The organism is Enterobacter cloacae complex sp. GF14B (genome assembly GCF_004136805.1).
GTDB lineage: Bacteria > Pseudomonadota > Gammaproteobacteria > Enterobacterales > Enterobacteriaceae > Enterobacter > Enterobacter hormaechei_C.
On the sequence record NZ_QFRV01000079.1, the window covers coordinates 1 to 19,946 of the forward strand.

Here is a 19,946-nt window from a genome sequence, read left to right on the forward strand (position 1 = left end):
CGATCAGCAGCAGCGTCAGCCCTTTGTAAATCCAGCCCTCCCACGGCGCGCCGAAGCACAGCGGCGGGACGACGGTGACCAGCAGCGCCACCAGCATGATGGCGGGGGTGTAAATCCGGCTGAAGCGATCGATAAAGCGTTCTACCGGCGCGCGGCGCTCCTCGGCCTCTTCAATCAGCCTGAGGATGCGGTCGATGGCGCTGTCGCCCGGTTCGGAAAGGACCGTCAACTGCACCAGTCGGTCTACGCTGGTGGCGCCCGCAGGCACCTTTTCACCCGCCGCGCGCGCTACCGGGATGGATTCTCCGGTCAGGGCACTTTCGTCAAAACTTGCGGTGGCAGTAACGAGGGCCCCATCGGCTGGCAGGCGTCCGCCTGCGGGCACTTCAATCACGTCGCCCGGGCGCAGGGTGTTGATGGCGACCGTTTCACGCTGACCATCAATAACCCGCGTGGCGGTTTCCGGCTTCAGCGCCATCAGCGCGCTCACCCCTTTACGCGCCCGGCTCGCCGCCCAGCCCTCAAGGCGTTCGCCAATTAAGAACAGCAGCAGCACCATCGCCGCTTCCGCCGTCGCGCCAATAAACAGCGCCCCGATAGCCGCCACGCTCATCAGCGTTTCGATGGCAAACCAGCTGCCGCTTCTCATCAGACGCAGCGCCTGACGCGCAATCGGGAACAGGCCAACCAGCGTGGTGGCGATAAACGCCAGGTTGCCGAATGGGTGGTTGATCTGCTCCAGCCCCCAGCTCAGGGCCATCATGATGATGAGGGTGATAAGGGGCAGATTTTCTTTTAGCGGGGACGTTTTTTCTGCGGGCGCCGTTTCGCTGCGCAGGGTATAACCCGCTTTGCTGACGGCGGCTTCAACCTGTCTGCTGACGTCGTTTTCGGCGCTGACCAGCAGCTTTTCGGTAGCGAACAGCACCTGAACGTGATTCACGCCTGGCACCTGCTTCACCGCATTTTCCACTTTGCGGGCGCAGGCCGCGCAGTCCATGCCGTTGACCACCCAACTGTAGCGGTTGCCGCTTTCAGGCAGCGCTTCGGTCTGGGTTTCGCACGCGCCCTCGCAGCAGCAGTCCTCTTTTGGCGGAACCGGGCTGAGCTTAAGTGCCGAGAATTGGGGAACTTTTTTAGGTGTTTCTGGAGTCGACATGGCAGTCTCCGGTAATGATAATTTTCTCATTAACCGCAGCATACACTCTGGAGTCGACTCCAGAGTCAAGCGTTATTTAGATATACAGCGAACGCACAATCAGGAAGTGTCCGGCAAAGTAACAGGCGGCGGAAATCGCATTATCCGCACGGAAGCGGCGACGATAGTGGCTGCCCAGCCAGACGATATTACCCAACAGCAACAGTGCGGCACCGAAGAACGCAGACATTGCAGGCGCCGTCGGACGGAAGAACCACAGCTCGCCCGCCAGCCACACCATCACCAGCGTCATAGCGATAAACGTACAGACCGGCAGACGCATCTCTTCCAGACGCGACCAGATCACCGCGATCAGCAGGGCGCCAATCACCAGCAGCACCAGCGGCAGCGGCCAGAAGAAGGAGAGCGTCATCTGGCTGGCAAAGTAGATGGTATAGAGCAGATGTGACAGGAAGAACGCCCCCACGGCGTACAGCAGGCGCTGACGCGGCAGCAAGGTTAAGGCATCGCCAATCAGGGAAGCACACAGCCCCGCGAGGACAAGATAGCTAACGGCGTTAAACATCGGGGCCTGCCAGGCAAGCAACAGCAGGAGTAATAGCGTGACGGGTTTAAATAACCAGCGCTGCCAGGCTGGGCCACGGTAGGACGCATCGACGTAAAGCCATGCGGAAAAACAGACAGCGATAAATGACCAAAGCATATTAACTCCCTGTAACTGTTGAGGCTGAATGATCAGTTCCTGATCCAGTGTAGTGACGCGAGCGGGCGTTTGGCAATGCCGGGGCAGGCGAGGTATCCTGAATTCCGCATAATCTGATGGGATTTTTCAATGAGCAAGATGCCGCTGTTTTTCATTATCGTGGTGGCGATTATCGTCATTGCCGCCTCGTTTCGCTTCGTGCAGCAGCGCCGTGAGAAGGCCGACAATGACGCCGCGCCGCTGATGCAAAAGCGCGTGGTGGTGACGAACAAGCGTGAGAAGCCGCTTAACGACCGCCGCTCACGCCAGCAGCAGGTGACGCCTGCGGGCACAACGATGCGCTATGAAGCGAGCTTTAAGCCGGAAACCGGCGGGCTGGAGATGACCTTCCGCCTGGAGGCGCAGCAGTACCATCAGCTGACGGTGGGAGAGAAAGGCACGCTGAGCTATAAAGGGTCGCGTTTTGTAGGTTTTAGGGCTGAATAATGCGCGATCGGTCCCCTCTCCCAGTGGGAGAGGGTTAGGGTGAGGGCATCACACCGCACCTTACTTCTTCACCTGCGCCTTAAACTTCTTCATCCACACGAGCAGCTCAAATACGCCGAAAATAAACACCCGCAGCTGCTGCCAGCCGGTCATCGGTGGGCTATCTTTCGGCAGTCCGTTTTTCAGCATCACCATCTGTAAGGCATGCATGAACGCGGTAAAAATCAGCGCCACGTTAATGAAGATATTCAGCGGACGCGGGAACGGGTGCACCAGATTCAAAATCAAAAATGCCCAGACGCCCAGCATCAGCACGCGCCCTACGTTAATCAGTACTGGCATCGGATCCTCCTTGTGCCTGACGGTGATACAGACGATAAGCCACCTGGCCGGCGACCTTCTCGCGGTGCAGATCCCAATGAACGGGAACGGACGGCAGACCATTTTCCACTTCGCTTTCAACGTAAATCAGCGCGTCGTCCGCCAGCCAGCCATTTTGCTCCAGCAGGGATAGCGTCTCTTCCAGCAGCCCTTTACGGAACGGCGGGTCAACAAACACCACGTTGTACGGCGTCCCCTGTTGGGCGAGGAAGCTCAGCGTGTTGGTATTCACCACTTTGGCGTTGGTTGCCTTCAGCGTAGCCAAATTTTGCTGCAACGTCTGCGCGACGCCGCGCTCCATCTCCAGCAGCGTGGCGCTGGCAGCATAGCGCGACAGCGCTTCCAGCCCTAATGCACCGCTTCCGGCGAAGCAGTCCAGGCAGTTGGCGTCTACCATAGACGGGGCTAGCCAGTTAAACAGCGTCTCGCGAACGCGGTCCGTGGTGGGGCGTAAACCGGGGCTGTCCGGCACCGGTAATTTCCGGCCTCGCCACTGACCGCCGATAATGCGAATTTGACCGGCCGGGGCGCGGGTGGGTTTCTTCATCTCAGGAAAGCTCTGTTAACCATTGCCCTGCGATTGCGGGCGGTGATGTCAATTAAGTAAAGTGTTAGACTATTTCATCATTTTTTTAGCTTCCCTGTATATAGCGCCGCGAGGAGTGTAGTCGCAGATGGCAAAACAAAAAAAACGTGGCTTCTTTTCCTGGTTGGGTTTCGGTGAAAAAGAGCAAGAAACAGAACAGAAAACCGAAGAACAGCAGGTTGTAGAAGAGCAGTCACAGCCTGAAACGCCTGTCGAAACCGCTGCGGTTGTCGAAGCGGAAGAGCCAGCCCACAGTAAAGAAGAGATTGAATCCTTTGCTGAAGAGGTGGTTGAGGTCACTGAGCAGGTTCAGGAGAGCGAGAAGCCAGAGCCGGTTATCGTAGAAACCCTTACCGAAGCGCCGCAGGCCGCTATCGAACACGAAGCGCTGCCGCTGCCCGAAGAGGTTAAAGCTGAAGAGGTTTCTGCCGAAGAGTGGCTGGCCGAAGCGGAAACCGTTGAAATTGTTGAGGCGGTGGAAGAAGAAGCGGTCCTTGAGCCAGAGCTGACCGACGAAGAGCTGGAAGCCCAGGCGCTGGCGGCGGAAGCGGCTGAAGAAGCGGTCATCGTCGTACCGGTGGAAGAGCAGGCCGAAGAAGAGATCGTTCAGGAGCAGGAAAAACCGACAAAAGAAGGTTTCTTCGCGCGCCTGAAGCGCAGCCTGCTCAAAACCAAAGAAAACTTAGGTTCCGGATTTATCAGTCTTTTCCGCGGCAAAAAGATCGACGACGATCTGTTTGAAGAGCTGGAAGAGCAGCTGCTTATTGCGGACGTGGGCGTGGAAACTACCCGTAAGATCATCGCCAACCTGACCGAAGGGGCGAGCCGCAAACAGCTGCGCGACGCCGAGGCGCTGTACGGCCTGCTGAAAGACGAGATGGGTGAAATTCTCGCAAAAGTTGACGAACCGCTTAATATTGAAGGCAAAATGCCGTTTGTTATCCTGATGGTTGGCGTCAACGGCGTGGGTAAAACCACCACCATCGGCAAGCTGGCGCGCCAGTTTGAGCAGCAGGGCAAATCGGTGATGCTGGCGGCGGGCGATACCTTCCGTGCGGCAGCGGTGGAACAGCTCCAGGTGTGGGGCCAGCGCAACAATATTCCGGTCATTGCTCAGCACACCGGCGCGGATTCCGCGTCCGTGATTTTCGATGCCATCCAGGCGGCGAAGTCGCGTAACGTGGACGTGCTGATTGCGGATACCGCGGGGCGTTTGCAGAACAAATCGCACCTGATGGAAGAGCTGAAGAAAATCGTTCGCGTCATGAAGAAGCTGGACGAAGATGCACCGCATGAAATTATGCTGACTATCGACGCCAGCACCGGACAGAACGCCATCAGCCAGGCGAAGCTGTTCCATGAAGCGGTAGGACTGACCGGGATCACGCTGACCAAGCTGGACGGCACCGCGAAAGGCGGGGTGATCTTCTCCGTGGCCGACCAGTTCGGCATTCCTATCCGTTACATCGGTGTGGGCGAGCGTATTGAGGATTTACGTCCGTTTAAAGCGGACGACTTTATTGAGGCACTATTTGCCCGAGAGGACTAACAATGATTCGCTTTGAACACGTCAGCAAGGCCTATCTCGGCGGGAGACAAGCGCTACAGGGGGTGACATTCCACCTCCAGCCAGGCGAGATGGCATTCCTGACCGGCCATTCCGGCGCGGGGAAAAGTACCCTGCTCAAGCTGATCTGTGGGATCGAGCGGCCAAGCGCCGGGAAAATCTGGTTCAGCGGCCATGAAATTAGCCGTCTTAAGAACCGTGAAGTGCCGTTCCTGCGTCGTCAGATTGGCATGATTTTCCAGGATCACCACCTGCTGATGGATCGCACGGTTTTCGATAACGTCGCGATCCCGCTGATTATTGCCGGCGCCAGTTACGATGATATCCGCCGTCGCGTTTCGGCGGCGCTGGATAAGGTCGGGCTGCTGGACAAAGCGAAGAACTTCCCAATCCAGCTCTCAGGCGGTGAGCAGCAGCGCGTGGGTATCGCCCGTGCGGTGGTGAACAAGCCTGCCGTTTTGCTGGCGGATGAACCGACCGGTAACCTGGACGATGCCCTCTCTGAAGGGATCCTGCGTCTGTTTGAGGAATTTAACCGCGTGGGGGTCACGGTACTGATGGCGACGCACGACATGGGGCTGATCTCCCGCCGTTCGTACCGCATGCTGACCCTGAGCGACGGGCATTTGCACGGAGGCCACGGTGAATAAGCGTGATGCAATGAACCAGATTCGGCAGTTCAGCAACCGGTTTGACCGTTTCCGCAAGCCTCAGGGCGGCGGGGACGGCAATCGCAATGCGCCTAAGCGTGCCAAAGCGGCACCGAAACCGAACTCCCGCAAAACCAACGTCTTTAACGAGCAGGTGCGGTATGCCTTCCAGGGCGCGTTGCAGGATCTGAAAAGCAAACCGCTGGCGACGTTCCTGACGGTGATGGTGATTGCCATCTCCCTGACGCTGCCCAGCGTCTGCTACATGGTTTACAAAAACGTAAACCAGGCGGCGTCCCAGTACTATCCGTCGCCGCAGATCACCGTTTATCTGGATAAAGCCCTCGACGATAACGCGGCGGCTCAGGTAGTGGGGCAGATTCAGGCCGAACAGGGCGTGGAGAAGGTGAACTACCTTTCCCGCGATGAAGCGCTGGGCGAATTCCGCAACTGGTCCGGGTTCGGCGGCGCGCTGGATATGCTTGAAGAGAACCCGCTGCCCGCCGTTGCGGTGGTGATCCCGAAACTCGATTTCCAGGGCACGGATTCGCTCAACACCCTGCGCGACCGCATTACCCGCATTAACGGGATTGATGAAGTGCGCATGGACGACAGCTGGTTTGCCCGTCTTGCCGCCCTGACCGGGCTGGTAGGACGCGTGTCGGCGATGATCGGCGTGCTGATGGTGGCGGCGGTGTTCCTCGTCATTGGTAACAGCGTGCGCCTGAGCATCTTCGCCCGCCGCGATACCATCAACGTGCAGAAACTGATTGGCGCAACGGATGGTTTCATCCTTCGCCCGTTCCTTTACGGCGGCGCGTTATTAGGTTTTTCTGGTGCATTTCTTTCATTGATTTTGTCAGAAATTTTGGTGATGCGGCTGTCGTCTGCCGTCACCGAGGTGGCGCAGGTTTTCGGAACTAAGTTTGATATCAGTGGTTTAGGTTTCGATGAGTGCCTGCTGTTGCTGCTGGTGTGCTCCATGATCGGCTGGATTGCCGCATGGCTGGCAACGGTTCAACATTTACGCCACTTTACTCCCGACTAATAAAAGCGTGATATAATCTTTCCCTGCACCGAGATGTTCGCTTGCAGGGAAAGCGTCCCTGTTGTCTCTTCCCCTGTAATCATCTTCATGTCACATTTTGTGCGTAATTTATTCACTGTTCCACCTGGAACTTGTGGATAAAATCACTGTCTGATAAAAGAGTGAATGCTAATCTCGTTGCTCAAACGCTTTGGCATGGTTGTTGCCTGACGGGGACAACCTGGACCAGAAGAAACATTGAGAGGAATGAATGACCAAAGAAATGCAAACTTTAGCTTTAGCCCCTGTTGGTAACCTGGAATCTTACATCCGGGCTGCGAACACCTGGCCGATGTTAACGGCTGAGGAAGAAAAGGAGCTTGCTGAAAAGCTGCATTACCAGGGCGATCTGGAAGCAGCTAAAACGCTGATCCTGTCTCACCTGCGCTTTGTTGTTCACGTTGCTCGTAATTATGCGGGCTACGGCCTGCCGCAGGCGGACCTGATTCAGGAAGGTAATATTGGCCTGATGAAGGCGGTACGTCGCTTTAACCCGGAAGTGGGTGTGCGACTCGTCTCCTTCGCCGTGCACTGGATCAAAGCGGAAATTCACGAATACGTCCTGCGTAACTGGCGTATTGTGAAAGTCGCCACGACGAAAGCGCAGCGCAAACTGTTCTTCAACCTGCGTAAAACCAAGCAGCGTCTGGGCTGGTTCAATCAGGATGAAGTGGAAATGGTGGCGCGCGAGCTGGGCGTTTCCAGCAAAGACGTCCGCGAGATGGAATCCCGTATGGCCGCTCAGGACATGACGTTTGATATGTCTGCCGACGATGACGCGTCCGACAGCCAGCCGATGGCCCCGGTTCTGTATCTACAGGATAAAACCTCTAACTTTGCTGACGGCATTGAAGAGGATAACTGGGAAGACCAGGCGGCGAACAAGCTGACCTTCGCGATGGAAGGCCTAGACGAGCGTAGCCAGGATATCATCCGTGCCCGCTGGCTGGACGAAGATAACAAGTCCACGTTGCAGGAACTGGCCGACCGCTACGGCGTCTCCGCTGAACGTGTGCGTCAGCTTGAAAAGAACGCCATGAAAAAACTTCGCGCCGCTATCGAAGCGTAATTTTCGCGAAGTACACCGAGAACCCCTGGATGAGAGTCTGGGGGTTTTGTTTTTTTAGCGCCCGCTCTGGCGAATTCCCTGCCCCTGGCAAACACTTACTGATGCGCTAAGCAGGCGACTTTCAGAGGGTGACAGGGTGAAAAATAACGAACTGAACGACCGGCGTTTACAGGCGACGCCGCGCGGTATCGGCGTCATGTGTAACTTCTATGCCGATAAAGCCGAAAACGCCACGGTGTGGGACGTGGAAGGTAACGAGTATATTGATTTTGCCGCCGGGATCGCCGTGCTGAATACCGGGCATCGCCATCCTAAAGTTATCGCCGCCGTCGAAAAACAGCTTCACGCCTTTACCCATACCGCTTATCAAATCGTCCCTTATGAAGGCTATGTATCGCTTGCCGAGCGCATCAACCAGCGCGTACCCATAGAGGGGCCAGCCAAAACCGCCTTCTTCTCAACGGGGGCGGAAGCGGTCGAAAACGCGGTGAAAATCGCCCGCGCGTACACCAGACGTTCCGGCCTTATCACCTTCGGCGGCGCGTTCCACGGCCGTACCTTTATGACCATGGCGCTGACCGGCAAAGTGGCGCCCTATAAGCTCGGCTTCGGCCCGTTCCCCGGCTCGGTGTACCACGCGCAATTCCCTAACAGCCTGCACGGCGTCAGTACCGCCGAAGCGTTAAAAAGCCTGGAGCGCATCTTCAAAGCCGATATCGCGCCCGATCAGGTGGCGGCAATCATTATTGAACCGGTTCAGGGCGAGGGCGGATTCAACGTCGCGCCCGCTGATTTTATGCAGGCGCTGCGTGCCCTGTGCGATACCCACGGGATTTTACTGATTGCCGACGAAGTGCAAACCGGCTTCGCCCGTACCGGCAAGCTGTTCTCCATGGAAAACCACTGCGTGAAGCCCGATCTGATCACTATGGCGAAAAGCCTGGCGGGCGGGATGCCGCTCTCTGCCGTCTCTGGCCGGGCGGAGGTAATGGATGCGCCGGCCCCGGGCGGACTTGGCGGAACCTACGCAGGTAACCCGCTGGCGATTGCGGCGGCCCATGCGGTGCTGGATGTGATTGACGAGGACGATCTCTGCACCCGCGCGGCGCATCTCGGGCATCATCTGGTCGAGGTGCTGAATAAAGCGAAGGATGGCTGTCCGTATATCGCCGATATCCGTGGGCAGGGGTCGATGGTGGCGGTGGAATTTACCGATCCGCAAACCGGACAGCCGTCGCCGGAATTTACCCGTCAGGTTCAGGAGCGCGCGTTGAACGAAGGGCTGCTGCTTTTGAGCTGCGGCGTTTACGGCAACGTTATTCGCTTCCTCTACCCACTCACCATCTCCGAAGCGCAGTTTCGTAAAGCGCTGGATATTATTTCCGCCTCGCTGACACGATAAAGCCAAAAGCCCGGCTGAAATGAAGGCCGGGCTTATCATATTTTCATTTCAAATTAGCTATTCCAAAATCATAAAAATGGGGTATGTTTTAGCAGAGTATGCTGAAAAAGCGCGAACAGCACGCCTATAACTGAAATAAAGCGCTACACAACAACATCACAACAATCGTTATAACCATAATAATGGGGAATCTCAGGATGAACATGAAGGGTAAAGCGTTACTGGCAGGATGTATCGCGTTGGCATTCAGCGCCATGGCGCAGGCCGATATTAAAGTGGCCGTGGTGGGTGCGATGTCCGGTCCGGTAGCACAGTACGGCGACCAGGAATTTACGGGCGCGGAACAGGCGGTTGCAGACATTAATGCTAAGGGCGGCATCAAGGGCGAAAAGCTGCAAATCGTAAAATATGACGATGCCTGTGACCCGAAACAGGCGGTCGCGGTGGCGAACAAAGTGGTAAACGACGGGATCAAATACGTTATTGGTCACCTGTGCTCCTCTTCCACCCAGCCCGCGTCTGACATCTACGAAGACGAAGGCATTCTGATGATCACGCCGGCCGCGACGGCGCCAGAGCTGACCGCGCGCGGCTATAAGCTGATCCTGCGTACCACCGGTCTGGACTCCGATCAGGGGCCAACCGCCGCGAAATACATCGTGGAAAAAGTGAAGCCGCAGCGCATCGCGATTGTTCATGACAAACAGCAGTACGGCGAAGGCCTGGCCCGTGCGGTGCAGGATAACCTGAAAAAAGCGAACGCCAACGTGGTGTTCTTTGACGGTATCACCGCCGGTGAGAAAGACTTCTCGACCCTGGTCGCGCGTCTGAAGAAAGAAAACATCGATTTCGTTTACTACGGCGGCTACCACCCGGAAATGGGGCAGATCCTGCGTCAGGCGCGTGCGGCGGGTCTGAAGACGCAGTTCATGGGGCCAGAAGGTGTCGCGAACGTTTCCCTGTCTAACATCGCGGGTGAATCCGCTGAAGGTCTGCTGGTGACCAAGCCGAAGAACTACGACCAGGTGCCTGCGAACAAACCTGTTGTCGATGCCATCAAGGCGAAGAAACAGGATCCAAGCGGTGCGTTCGTCTGGACCACCTACGCAGCGTTGCAGTCTCTGCAAGCGGGCCTGAACCAGTCAGCCGATCCGGCGGAGATTGCCACCTGGCTGAAAGCGAACTCGGTGGAAACCGTGATGGGACCGCTGTCCTGGGATGAGAAGGGCGACCTGAAGGGCTTCGAGTTCGGCGTGTTTGACTGGCATGCCAATGGCACTGCTACTGATGCCAAATAATGCTGGTGCGGGTTGATGCCCTCACCCTAACCCTCTCCCCCGGGGAGAGGGGATTACCCGGTTTTCTCCCTCTCCCTTAGGGAGAGGGCCGGGGTGAGGGTATCAGGCCGCACAGATCTAGCGCTTCTCCCACCCGTTCGACTGCGCCGTAAACCCTAACGCCTGCATAAACGCTGCCATCACGCCGCGATCCTCCACGCCCACGTCGGCCATCCACCAGGAGGTTACGCTCGGGTTTTCGCGGATCACCTCTTCAATCAAATACTGCCCGACCCCGCGACGACGGGTCACGTCGCGCACGCGCAGGGAGTCCAGCGCCCCTTCCGTGCCGCTCAGCGTTACGCGGACGGCGGCCAGCAGACGTTCATTAAAACGCGCGGCATAGATGCGGTGGTTTTCATCGACGGCCAGCGATGAAGGGGAATATTCCGGCCAGATCTTGCCCAGGTCGATATGATCCTGGTCGCTAAAGGTCACCAGACGCACGATAGTCAGTTTCATTAGCTGCTTGTCCAAATCAAAAAGAGTAGGGCCAGTGTACTCAATTTATTTGCTCAGGCGCTTTCTCTTTTTCTTCCCATTTACCAGGTGATTAGTTTTTTGACAGCGTAATGCGCAGTTTGAAAACACATGGATCGAAAAATAAGCAGAATTTTAACCTGAAGGGCAGTGATTTATTCGGCGCTTTGTACCGTTATTTTATGCTGCCAACTGCGCTTTTATTTGTTTATCTCCGCCTGATTTCAGAATATTATCTTTGCTTAATCGCCTGAAAAATAGAGATATTAGTCTGGTTTTTGACAAAAAACTGCGCTAAACCATTAAAGGCACTGGTAAAAATAGCGTTGTTCATTAAAAGTACAGAATGCTTTTTAACCATAATAAAACAAAATATAAACACGACATCACGAATGGGGATTCAGAGATGAAAAGGAACGCGAAGACATTAATCGCGGGGATGGTCGCACTGTCGATCTCGCATGCCGCTATGGCAGACGACATTAAAGTTGCGGTAGTGGGGGCGATGTCCGGCCCTGTTGCCCAGTGGGGTGACATGGAGTTCAACGGCGCGCGTCAGGCCATCAAAGATATCAACGCCAAAGGCGGGATCAAAGGCGACAAGCTGGTGGGCGTGGAGTATGACGACGCCTGCGATCCAAAACAGGCCGTCGCGGTCGCCAACAAAATTGTTAACGACGGTATCCAGTACGTCATAGGGCACCTGTGTTCCTCTTCCACGCAGCCTGCGTCTGATATCTACGAAGACGAAGGCATTCTGATGATCACCCCGGGCGCCACCAACCCGGAACTGACCCAGCGCGGCTACCAGCACATCATGCGTACCGCCGGTCTGGACTCCTCTCAGGGGCCAACCGCCGCCAAATACATCCTCGAAACCGTTAAGCCGCAGCGTATCGCCATCATTCATGATAAACAGCAGTACGGCGAAGGCCTGGCGCGTTCCGTACAGGACGGCCTGAAAAAAGGCGGGGCGAACATCGTCTTCTTCGACGGCATTACCGCCGGTGAAAAAGACTTCTCCGCGCTGATCGCCCGCCTGCAAAAAGAGAATATCGACTTCGTTTACTACGGCGGCTACTACCCGGAAATGGGGCAGATGCTGCGCCAGGCGCGCGCCACCGGTCTGAAAACCCAGTTCATGGGGCCAGAGGGCGTGGGCAATGCCTCCCTGTCCAACATCGCGGGGGATTCTGCCGAAGGCATGCTGGTGACGATGCCAAAACGCTATGACCAGGATCCGGCGAATAAGACTATCGTGGATGCGCTCAAGGCGCAGAAGAAAGATCCGAGTGGTCCGTACGTCTGGATCACCTACGCGGCCGTACAGTCTCTGGCCACCGCGCTGGATCGTACCGGCAGCAAAGAACCGCTGGATCTGGTGAAAGATTTAAAAGCGCACGGGGCGAACACCGTGATTGGGCCGCTGAACTGGGATGAGAAAGGCGATCTGAAGGGATTTGAATTTGGTGTCTTTAAGTGGCACGCCGACGGTTCGTCCTCGGTCGCCAGATAATCATCCCACCGCCCGGCTCACCGGGCGGGTATAAAAAGGTTTGCATATGTCCGAGCAGTTTCTCTACTTTTTGCAGCAGATGTTTAACGGCGTCACGCTGGGAAGCACTTACGCGCTGATCGCCATCGGCTACACGATGGTTTACGGCATTATCGGCATGATTAACTTCGCCCACGGCGAGGTGTACATGATCGGTAGCTACGTCTCCTTTATGATCATCGCCGCGCTGATGATGATGGGCATCGACAGCAGCTGGCTGCTGGTAGCCGCCGGGTTTGTCGGCGCGATTGTGATCGCCAGCGCCTACGGCTGGAGTATCGAACGGGTAGCCTACCGACCGGTGCGCAGCTCCAAGCGCCTGATCGCGCTGATCTCCGCCATCGGGATGTCCATTTTCCTGCAAAACTACGTCAGCCTGACTGAAGGTTCACGCGACGTGGCGCTGCCAAGCCTGTTTAACGGCCAGTGGATTGTGGGGGCCAGCGAAAACTTCTCCGCCTCTGTCACCACCATGCAGCTGGTAATCTGGGTTGTGACCTTTATTGCGATGCTGGCCCTGACCCTGTTCATCCGCTACTCCCGCATGGGACGCGCCTGCCGCGCCTGCGCGGAAGATCTGAAGATGGCGAGCCTGCTCGGGATTAACACCGACCGCGTGATTGCCCTGACCTTCGTGATCGGCGCAGCGATGGCGGCGGTGGCTGGCGTGTTGCTCGGTCAGTTCTACGGCGTAATCAACCCGTACATCGGCTTTATGGCCGGGATGAAAGCCTTCACCGCGGCGGTACTGGGCGGCATCGGCAGCATTCCGGGCGCGATGATCGGCGGCCTGATTTTGGGCGTGGCCGAAGCGCTCTCCTCTGCGTATCTGAGCACCGAATATAAAGATGTGGTGTCGTTTGCCCTGCTAATTCTGGTTCTGCTGGTGATGCCTACCGGTATTCTGGGCCGTCCGGAGGTAGAGAAAGTATGAAACCGATGCATTTTGCGATGGCGCTGCTCTCTGCCGCCATGTTCTTCGTCCTGGCGGGCGTCTTTATGGGCGTCCAGTTAGGGCTGGACGGCACGAAGCTGGTGGTGGATACCGCCCCCGACATCCGCTGGCAGTGGGTGTTTATCGGCACCGCTGTGGTGTTCCTGTTCCAGCTGCTGCGTCCGCTGTTCCAGAAGACGCTGAAAAACGTCTCCGGGCCGAAATTCGTCCTGCCGGCGATCGACGGTACAACCGTGAAACAGAAGCTGTTCCTTGTGGCGCTGCTGGTGGCTGCCGTGGCGTGGCCGTTTATGGTATCGCGCGGGACGGTGGATATTGCCACCCTGACCATGATCTACGTGATTCTGGGGCTGGGTCTGAACGTGGTGGTGGGGCTGTCTGGCCTGCTGGTGCTGGGCTACGGCGGGTTCTACGCCATCGGCGCGTACACCTTCGCGCTGCTGAACCACTATTACGGCCTCGGCTTCTGGACCTGTCTGCCGCTGGCGGGGCTGGTCTCTGCCGCGGCGGGCTTCCTGCTCGGCTTCCCGGTGCTGCGCCTGCGCGGTGACTACCTGGCGATTGTGACCTTAGGCTTCGGCGAAATCGTCCGTATCCTGCTGCTCAACAATACCGAGGTGACCGGCGGTCCGAACGGCATCAGCCAGATCCCGAAACCGACCTTCTTCGGCCTGGAGTTCAGCCGTACCGCCCGCGAAGGCGGCTGGGATACCTTCAGCAACTTCTTTGGCATCAAATACGATCCGTCCGACCGCGTGATCTGGCTCTATCTGGTGGCGCTGCTGCTGGTGGTGATTACGCTGTTTGTGATCAACCGTCTGCTGCGCATGCCGCTGGGTCGCGCGTGGGAAGCGCTGCGCGAAGATGAGATCGCCTGCCGCTCCCTGGGCCTGAACCCGACCCGCATCAAGCTGACCGCATTTACCATCAGCGCCGCGTTTGCCGGTTTCGCCGGAACGCTGTTTGCCGCGCGTCAGGGCTTCGTCAGCCCGGAATCGTTCACCTTTGCCGAATCGGCCTTCGTGCTGGCGATTGTGGTGCTCGGCGGAATGGGCTCGCAGTTCGCCGTGATCCTCGCGGCTATCCTGCTGGTGGTCTCCCGCGAGCTGATGCGCGACTTTAACGAATACAGCATGTTAATGCTGGGTGGTTTGATGGTGCTGATGATGATCTGGCGTCCGCAGGGTCTCCTGCCGATGACCCGTCCACAGCTGAAGCTGAAACGCACACAGGCGAAAGGAGAGCAGGCATGAAGCCTTTATTATCCGTTAACGGCCTGATGATGCGTTTTGGCGGCCTGCTGGCGGTCAACAATGTGAATCTGGATCTGCACAAGAAAGAGATTGTCTCCCTGATTGGCCCGAACGGCGCGGGAAAAACCACGGTCTTCAACTGCCTGACCGGCTTCTACAAGCCGACGGGCGGCACCATCATGCTGCGCGATCAGCATCTTGAAGGGCTGCCGGGCCAGCAGATTGCCCGCATGGGCGTGGTGCGTACCTTCCAGCACGTGCGTCTGTTCCGCGAGATGACGGTGATTGAGAACCTGCTGGTGGCGCAACATCAGCAGCTGAAAACCGGCCTCTTCTCCGGCCTGCTGAAAACCCCGGCCTTCCGCCGCACGCAGGAAGAGGCGCTCGATCGCGCCGCGACCTGGCTCGACCGTATCGGCCTGCTCCAGCACGCCAACCGTCAGGCGAGCAACCTCGCTTACGGGGATCAGCGTCGCCTGGAGATTGTGCGCTGCATGGTGACGCAGCCGGAGATCCTGATGCTCGACGAACCAGCGGCAGGTCTCAATCCGAAAGAGACCAAAGAACTGGACGAGCTGATTGCCGAGCTGCGCGACCATCACGACACCACCATCCTGCTGATTGAGCATGACATGAAGCTGGTGATGGGCATTTCGGACCGTATCTACGTGGTAAACCAGGGCACGCCGCTGGCAAACGGCACGCCGGAAGAGATCCGCAACAACCCGGACGTGATCCGCGCATACCTTGGTGAGGCATAAGATGGAAAAAGCGATGTTAACGTTCGACAAGGTCAACGCGCACTACGGCAAAATTCAGGCGCTGCACGATGTCAGCCTGCATATCAATCAGGGCGAAATCGTCACCCTGATTGGGGCTAACGGCGCGGGCAAAACCACGCTGCTCGGCACCCTGTGCGGCGACCCGCGCGCCACCAGCGGGCGGATTGTGTTTGATGGTAAAGACATCACCGACTGGCAGACCGCCAGAATCATGCGTGAAGCGGTGGCGATTGTCCCGGAAGGGCGTCGCGTATTCTCCCGCATGACGGTGGAAGAGAATCTGGCGATGGGCGGTTTCTTCGCCCACCGGGATGAATACCAGACCCGCATCAAGTGGGTGTACGAACTCTTCCCGCGCCTGTGGGAGCGTCGTATTCAGCGCGCGGGCACCATGTCCGGCGGCGAGCAACAGATGCTGGCGATTGGCCGCGCGCTGATGAGCCAGCCGCGTCTGCTGTTGCTGGATGAACCGTCGCTCGGTCTTGCGCCCATCATCATCCAGCAGATTTTCGATACCATTGAGCAGCTGCGCAAAGAGGGGATGACCATCTTCCTCGTCGAACAGAACGCCAACCAGGCGCTGAAGCTCGCTGACCGCGGCTATGTGCTGGAGAATGGGCGCGTGGTGCTCTCCGATACCGGTGACGCGCTGCTGGCGAACGAGGCGGTGCGGAGTGCGTATTTAGGCGGTTAATCGCATTTCCCCCTCACCCTAACCCTCTCCCTCAAGGGAGAGGGAACCGATCGCTTTTCTCCCTCTCCCCGTGGGAGAGGGCCGGGGTGAGGGCACCAGACCGCACCCAACATCTAAACCCCTTCACACAACCATCATCCCTCTGACGCCTGGCTGTCACCTGTCTGTAAACAAACAGTTATTTTTCTGTCATTCGAGCATGTCATGTTACCTCGCGAGCATAAAACGCGTGATATCGCGCATCCGGCACAATAAGAGAGATGACAATGACATCGTTACGACACACAGCTTTGGGTCTGGCACTGGGTCTGGCTTTTGCGACGAACGCAATGGCTGTGACGACCATTCCGTTCTGGCATTCCATGGAAGGAGAGTTGGGTAAAGAGGTTGACTCCCTGGCGCAACGTTTCAACGACACCCACCCGGATTACAAAATTGTGCCGGTGTACAAAGGCAACTACGAGCAGAGCCTGAGCGCGGGCATCGCCGCCTTCCGTACCGGTAACGCGCCTGCGCTGTTACAGGTTTATGAAGTGGGCACCGCGACCATGATGGCCTCCAAAGCCATCAAGCCGGTGTACGAGGTGTTCAAAGAGGCGGGCATTAACTTTGACGAGTCCCAGTTCGTGCCAACCGTGGCGGGATACTACACGGATTCCAAAAGCGGGCATCTGCTGTCCCAGCCGTTTAACAGCTCTACGCCAGTGCTGTACTACAACAAAGACGCCTTCAGGAAAGCCGGTTTAGATCCGGAGCAGCCGCCAAAAACCTGGCAGGACCTGGCCGAATACACCGCGAAGCTGAAAGCGGCGGGGATGAAGTGCGGCTACGCCAGCGGCTGGCAGGGCTGGATCCAGATTGAAAACTTCAGCGCCTGGCACGGCCTGCCGGTTGCCACCAAAAACAACGGCTTCGACGGTACCGACGCGGTGCTGGAGTTCAACAAGCCGGAGCAGGTGAAGCACATCGCGCTGCTGGAAGCACTCAATAAGAAGGGCGACTTCAGCTACTTCGGGCGTAAAGACGAATCCACCGAGAAGTTCTACAACGGCGACTGCGCCATTACCACCGCCTCATCTGGCTCGCTGGCAGACATCCGTCACTACGCCAAATTCAATTACGGCGTGGGCATGATGCCGTACGACGCTGACGTCAAAGGCGCGCCGCAGAATGCCATCATCGGCGGGGCGAGCCTGTGGGTGATGCAGGGTAAAGACAACGGCACCTACAAAGGCGTGGCCGAGTTCCTCGACTTCTTGGCGAAGCCGGAAAACGCCGCCGAGTGGCACCAGAAGACCGGCTACCTGCCGATCACCAAAGCCGCGTACGACCTGACCCGCGAGCAGGGCTTCTACAGCAAGAACCCGGGCGCGGATATCGCGACGCGTCAGATGCTGAACAAGCCGCCGTTGCCGTTCACCAAAGGCCTGCGTCTGGGCAACATGCCGCAGATCCGCACCATCGTCGATGAAGAGCTGGAAAGCGTCTGGACCGGGAAGAAAACGCCACAGCAGGCGCTGGATTCCGCGGTAGAGCGCGGGAATCAGCTGCTGCGCCGCTTTGAGCAGTCGACGAAGTCTTAATCTTTTTGCCCTCACCCTAACCCCCTCCCTTTGGGAGAGGGACGGGGTGAGGGGAAACCAACCTGAGCTAACCTATGTCATCATCCCGTCCGGTGTTCCGTTCCCGCTGGCTGCCGTACCTGTTGGTCGCGCCGCAGCTGGTCATCACCGTCATCTTCTTTATCTGGCCTGCGGGCGAAGCGCTGTGGTACTCGGTACAAAGCGTCGATCCGTTCGGGCTTTCCAGCCAGTTTGTCGGGCTGGACAACTTTACCGCGCTGTTCCACGACAGCTACTACCTGGATTCCTTCTGGACGACGATCAAATTCAGCGCGCTGGTCACCGTCAGCGGTCTTGTCGCGTCGCTGTTTTTCGCCGCGCTGGTGGATTACGTAGTACGGGGCAGCCGTCTGTATCAGACCCTGATGCTGCTGCCCTACGCCGTGGCTCCCGCCGTGGCCGCCGTGCTGTGGATCTTCCTGTTTAACCCGGGCCGCGGGCTGATTACCCACTTCCTGGGTGAGTTTGGCTATGACTGGAACCACGCCCAGAATAGCGGTCAGGCGATGTTCCTGGTGGTGTTCGCCTCGGTGTGGAAGCAGATCAGCTATAACTTCCTGTTTTTCTTTGCCGCGCTACAGTCTATCCCGCGTTCGCTGGTGGAGGCCGCCGCCATCGACGGCGCAGGGCCGGTGCGCCGCTTCTTCCGGCTGTCGCTGCCGCTGATCGCCCCGGTGAGTTTCTTCCTGCTGGTGGTGAACCTGGTGTACGCCTTCTTCGACACCTTCCCGGTGATCGACGCCGCCACCGCGGGCGGCCCGGTGCAGGCAACCACCACGCTGATTTACAAGATCTACCGCGAGGGCTTTGCCGGGCTTGATCTCTCAGCCTCTGCTGCACAGTCGGTCGTGCTGATGTTCCTCGTCATCATCCTCACGGTGGTGCAGTTCCGCTATGTCGAAAGTAAGGTGCGCTACCAATGATTGAGAACCGTCACGGGCTGACGATTTTCAGCCATACCCTGCTGATTCTGGGCATCCTCGTCATCCTGTTCCCACTGTACGTGGCCTTCGTCGCCGCCACGCTGGACACCAAAGCGGTGTTCGACACGCCAATGACGCTGATCCCAGGCACGCATCTTTTCGAGAACATGAAAACTATCTGGACGCAGGGCGTGGGCGCTAACAGCGCGCCGTTCTGGCTGATGATGCTCAACAGTTTCATCATGGCGTTCGGCATCACCGTCGGCAAAATCACCGTGTCGATGCTTTCGGCCTTCGCCATCGTCTGGTTCCGCTTTCCGTTGCGTAACCTGTTTTTCTGGATGATTTTCATCACCCTGATGCTGCCGGTGGAGGTGCGTATCTTCCCGACGGTGGAGGTGATCGCCAACCTGAAGATGCTCGACAGCTACGCGGGCTTGACCCTGCCGCTGATGGCCTCGGCGACCGCCACCTTCCTGTTTCGCCAGTTCTTTATGACCCTGCCGGACGAGCTGATTGAAGCCGCGCGCATTGACGGGGCCTCGCCGATGCGCTTCTTCCGCGACATCGTGCTGCCGCTGTCGAAAACCAATCTCGCGGCGCTGTTTGTGATCACCTTTATCTACGGCTGGAACCAGTATCTGTGGCCGCTGCTGATCGTTCAGGACGTCAACCTCGGCACCGCCGTGGCGGGCATCAAAGGCATGATCGCCACCGGCGAAGGCACCACCCTCTGGAACCAGGTGATGGCGGCGATGCTACTCACCCTTATCCCACCCGTAGTCATTGTTTTAGCCATGCAGCGCGCGTTTGTCCGCGGCCTGGTCGATAGCGAGAAATAAGATGGCAGGTTTAAAATTACAGGCAGTAACCAAAAGCTGGGACGGCAAAACCCAAGTCATTCAGCCGCTGACGCTCGACGTGGCGGACGGGGAATTTATCGTGATGGTCGGCCCGTCCGGCTGCGGAAAATCCACCCTGCTGCGTATGGTGGCCGGGCTGGAGCGTGTGACGTCCGGGGATATCTGGATTGACCGCCAGCGCGTTACCGAGATGGAACCCAAAGATCGCGGCATCGCGATGGTATTCCAGAACTACGCCCTCTATCCGCACATGAGCGTGGAAGAGAACATGGCCTGGGGGCTGAAAATTCGCGGTATGGGCAAAGGCCATATCGAGGAGCGCGTGAAAGAGGCCGCGCGCATTCTGGAGCTGGACGGCCTGCTCAAGCGTCGCCCGCGCGAGCTCTCCGGCG

21 protein-coding genes are annotated in these 19,946 nt (G+C 57.6%); 16 read left to right on the plus strand and 5 right to left on the minus strand.

Annotation, left to right across the window (positions count from 1 at the left end; genetic code table 11):
- Together DD606_RS20110 and DD606_RS20115 are read right to left on the minus strand one after the other, a co-directional pair.
- The coding region (locus tag DD606_RS20110; protein ID WP_139158326.1) for an HAD-IC family P-type ATPase at window positions 1-1,159 on the minus strand (1,159 nt) is incomplete at its 3' end.
- A 76-nt stretch (window positions 1,160-1,235) separates the two neighbouring features.
- A complete protein-coding gene (locus tag DD606_RS20115) occupies window positions 1,236-1,862 on the minus strand; it encodes a lysoplasmalogenase (RefSeq protein ID WP_003861515.1) in 627 nt (208 codons plus the stop codon).
- Between the two features lie 129 nt (window positions 1,863-1,991).
- Between DD606_RS20115 and DD606_RS20120 the strand changes: the two genes are divergently transcribed.
- Complete coding sequence (locus tag DD606_RS20120; protein WP_003861518.1) at window positions 1,992-2,348, plus strand: DUF2500 domain-containing protein; 357 nt, start codon at window positions 1,992-1,994, stop codon at window positions 2,346-2,348.
- Window positions 2,349-2,408: 60 nt separating this feature from the next.
- On the opposite strand, the gene DD606_RS20125 is transcribed toward DD606_RS20120, so the two are convergent.
- Entirely contained in the window at window positions 2,409-2,690 is a 282-nt protein-coding gene (locus DD606_RS20125) for a DUF1145 family protein (RefSeq protein ID WP_003861520.1), read from the minus strand.
- Window positions 2,674-3,276 carry a 16S rRNA (guanine(966)-N(2))-methyltransferase gene (gene rsmD, locus DD606_RS20130; RefSeq protein WP_023314975.1) on the minus strand — a complete coding sequence of 201 codons (603 nt, stop codon included), beginning with the start codon at window positions 3,274-3,276 and terminating at the stop codon, window positions 2,674-2,676. Before rsmD ends, DD606_RS20125 begins: the two co-directional genes overlap by 17 nt.
- A 127-nt stretch (window positions 3,277-3,403) precedes the next feature.
- Between rsmD and ftsY the strand changes: the two genes are divergently transcribed.
- The 6 genes from ftsY (at window position 3,404) to livJ (ending at window position 10,388) form a co-directional block, all read left to right on the plus strand.
- The gene (ftsY, locus tag DD606_RS20135) at window positions 3,404-4,864 is read left to right on the plus strand and encodes a signal recognition particle-docking protein FtsY (protein ID WP_022651969.1); all 1,461 of its coding nucleotides are present in this window, start codon (window positions 3,404-3,406) and stop codon (window positions 4,862-4,864) included.
- A 2-nt stretch (window positions 4,865-4,866) separates the two neighbouring features.
- Complete coding sequence (gene ftsE, locus DD606_RS20140; protein ID WP_006812284.1) at window positions 4,867-5,532, plus strand: cell division ATP-binding protein FtsE; 666 nt, start codon at window positions 4,867-4,869, stop codon at window positions 5,530-5,532.
- Window positions 5,525-6,580: a permease-like cell division protein FtsX gene (gene ftsX / locus DD606_RS20145; protein WP_045333887.1), complete on the plus strand. Its 1,056-nt coding sequence runs from the start codon at window positions 5,525-5,527 to the stop codon at window positions 6,578-6,580. The genes ftsE and ftsX overlap by 8 nt, the downstream gene beginning before the upstream one ends.
- 250 nt (window positions 6,581-6,830) lie before the next feature.
- Window positions 6,831-7,688, plus strand: a complete 858-nt coding sequence (gene rpoH, locus DD606_RS20150) for an RNA polymerase sigma factor RpoH (protein ID WP_000159624.1) — start codon at window positions 6,831-6,833, stop codon at window positions 7,686-7,688.
- Window positions 7,689-7,824: 136 nt separating this feature from the next.
- The gene (locus DD606_RS20155; protein WP_047654384.1) at window positions 7,825-9,090 is read left to right on the plus strand and encodes a 4-aminobutyrate--2-oxoglutarate transaminase; all 1,266 of its coding nucleotides are present in this window, start codon (window positions 7,825-7,827) and stop codon (window positions 9,088-9,090) included.
- 197 nt (window positions 9,091-9,287) lie between these two features.
- Complete coding sequence (gene livJ / locus DD606_RS20160; protein WP_003861530.1) at window positions 9,288-10,388, plus strand: branched chain amino acid ABC transporter substrate-binding protein LivJ; 1,101 nt, start codon at window positions 9,288-9,290, stop codon at window positions 10,386-10,388.
- Window positions 10,389-10,505: 117 nt separating this feature from the next.
- Here the strand turns inward: livJ and panM are convergent, their stop codons facing one another.
- On the minus strand, window positions 10,506-10,889 hold the full coding sequence (panM, locus tag DD606_RS20165; protein ID WP_023314973.1) for an aspartate 1-decarboxylase autocleavage activator PanM: 384 nt from the start codon (window positions 10,887-10,889) through the stop codon (window positions 10,506-10,508).
- Window positions 10,890-11,313: 424 nt separating this feature from the next.
- On the opposite strand from panM, the gene livK reads away from it, so the two are divergent.
- From livK to DD606_RS20215, 9 genes are all read left to right on the plus strand, one after another.
- Window positions 11,314-12,423, plus strand: coding sequence for a high-affinity branched-chain amino acid ABC transporter substrate-binding protein LivK (gene livK / locus DD606_RS20175; protein WP_048209896.1), 1,110 nt, complete (start codon window positions 11,314-11,316; stop codon window positions 12,421-12,423).
- 46 nt (window positions 12,424-12,469) lie between these two features.
- Window positions 12,470-13,396, plus strand: a complete 927-nt coding sequence (gene livH, locus DD606_RS20180) for a high-affinity branched-chain amino acid ABC transporter permease LivH (RefSeq protein WP_003861540.1) — start codon at window positions 12,470-12,472, stop codon at window positions 13,394-13,396.
- Window positions 13,393-14,670 carry a high-affinity branched-chain amino acid ABC transporter permease LivM gene (locus DD606_RS20185; RefSeq protein ID WP_003861542.1) on the plus strand — a complete coding sequence of 426 codons (1,278 nt, stop codon included), beginning with the start codon at window positions 13,393-13,395 and terminating at the stop codon, window positions 14,668-14,670. The genes livH and DD606_RS20185 overlap by 4 nt, the downstream gene beginning before the upstream one ends.
- A complete protein-coding gene (gene livG, locus DD606_RS20190) occupies window positions 14,667-15,431 on the plus strand; it encodes a high-affinity branched-chain amino acid ABC transporter ATP-binding protein LivG (RefSeq protein ID WP_003861544.1) in 765 nt (254 codons plus the stop codon). The genes DD606_RS20185 and livG overlap by 4 nt, the downstream gene beginning before the upstream one ends.
- A 1-nt stretch (window position 15,432) precedes the next feature.
- The gene (gene livF / locus DD606_RS20195) at window positions 15,433-16,146 is read left to right on the plus strand and encodes a high-affinity branched-chain amino acid ABC transporter ATP-binding protein LivF (protein WP_022651964.1); all 714 of its coding nucleotides are present in this window, start codon (window positions 15,433-15,435) and stop codon (window positions 16,144-16,146) included.
- 266 nt (window positions 16,147-16,412) lie between these two features.
- Window positions 16,413-17,729: a sn-glycerol-3-phosphate ABC transporter substrate-binding protein UgpB gene (gene ugpB, locus DD606_RS20200; RefSeq protein WP_022651963.1), complete on the plus strand. Its 1,317-nt coding sequence runs from the start codon at window positions 16,413-16,415 to the stop codon at window positions 17,727-17,729.
- A gap of 74 nt (window positions 17,730-17,803) precedes the next feature.
- Window positions 17,804-18,691 carry a sn-glycerol-3-phosphate ABC transporter permease UgpA gene (gene ugpA / locus DD606_RS20205; protein WP_003861551.1) on the plus strand — a complete coding sequence of 296 codons (888 nt, stop codon included), beginning with the start codon at window positions 17,804-17,806 and terminating at the stop codon, window positions 18,689-18,691.
- Window positions 18,688-19,533, plus strand: a complete 846-nt coding sequence (gene ugpE / locus DD606_RS20210; protein ID WP_058656341.1) for a sn-glycerol-3-phosphate ABC transporter permease UgpE — start codon at window positions 18,688-18,690, stop codon at window positions 19,531-19,533. The genes ugpA and ugpE overlap by 4 nt, the downstream gene beginning before the upstream one ends.
- Window position 19,534: 1 nt before the next feature.
- Window positions 19,535-19,946: ATP-binding cassette domain-containing protein (locus tag DD606_RS20215; protein WP_129259035.1), on the plus strand; the 412-nt coding region annotated here is incomplete at its 3' end.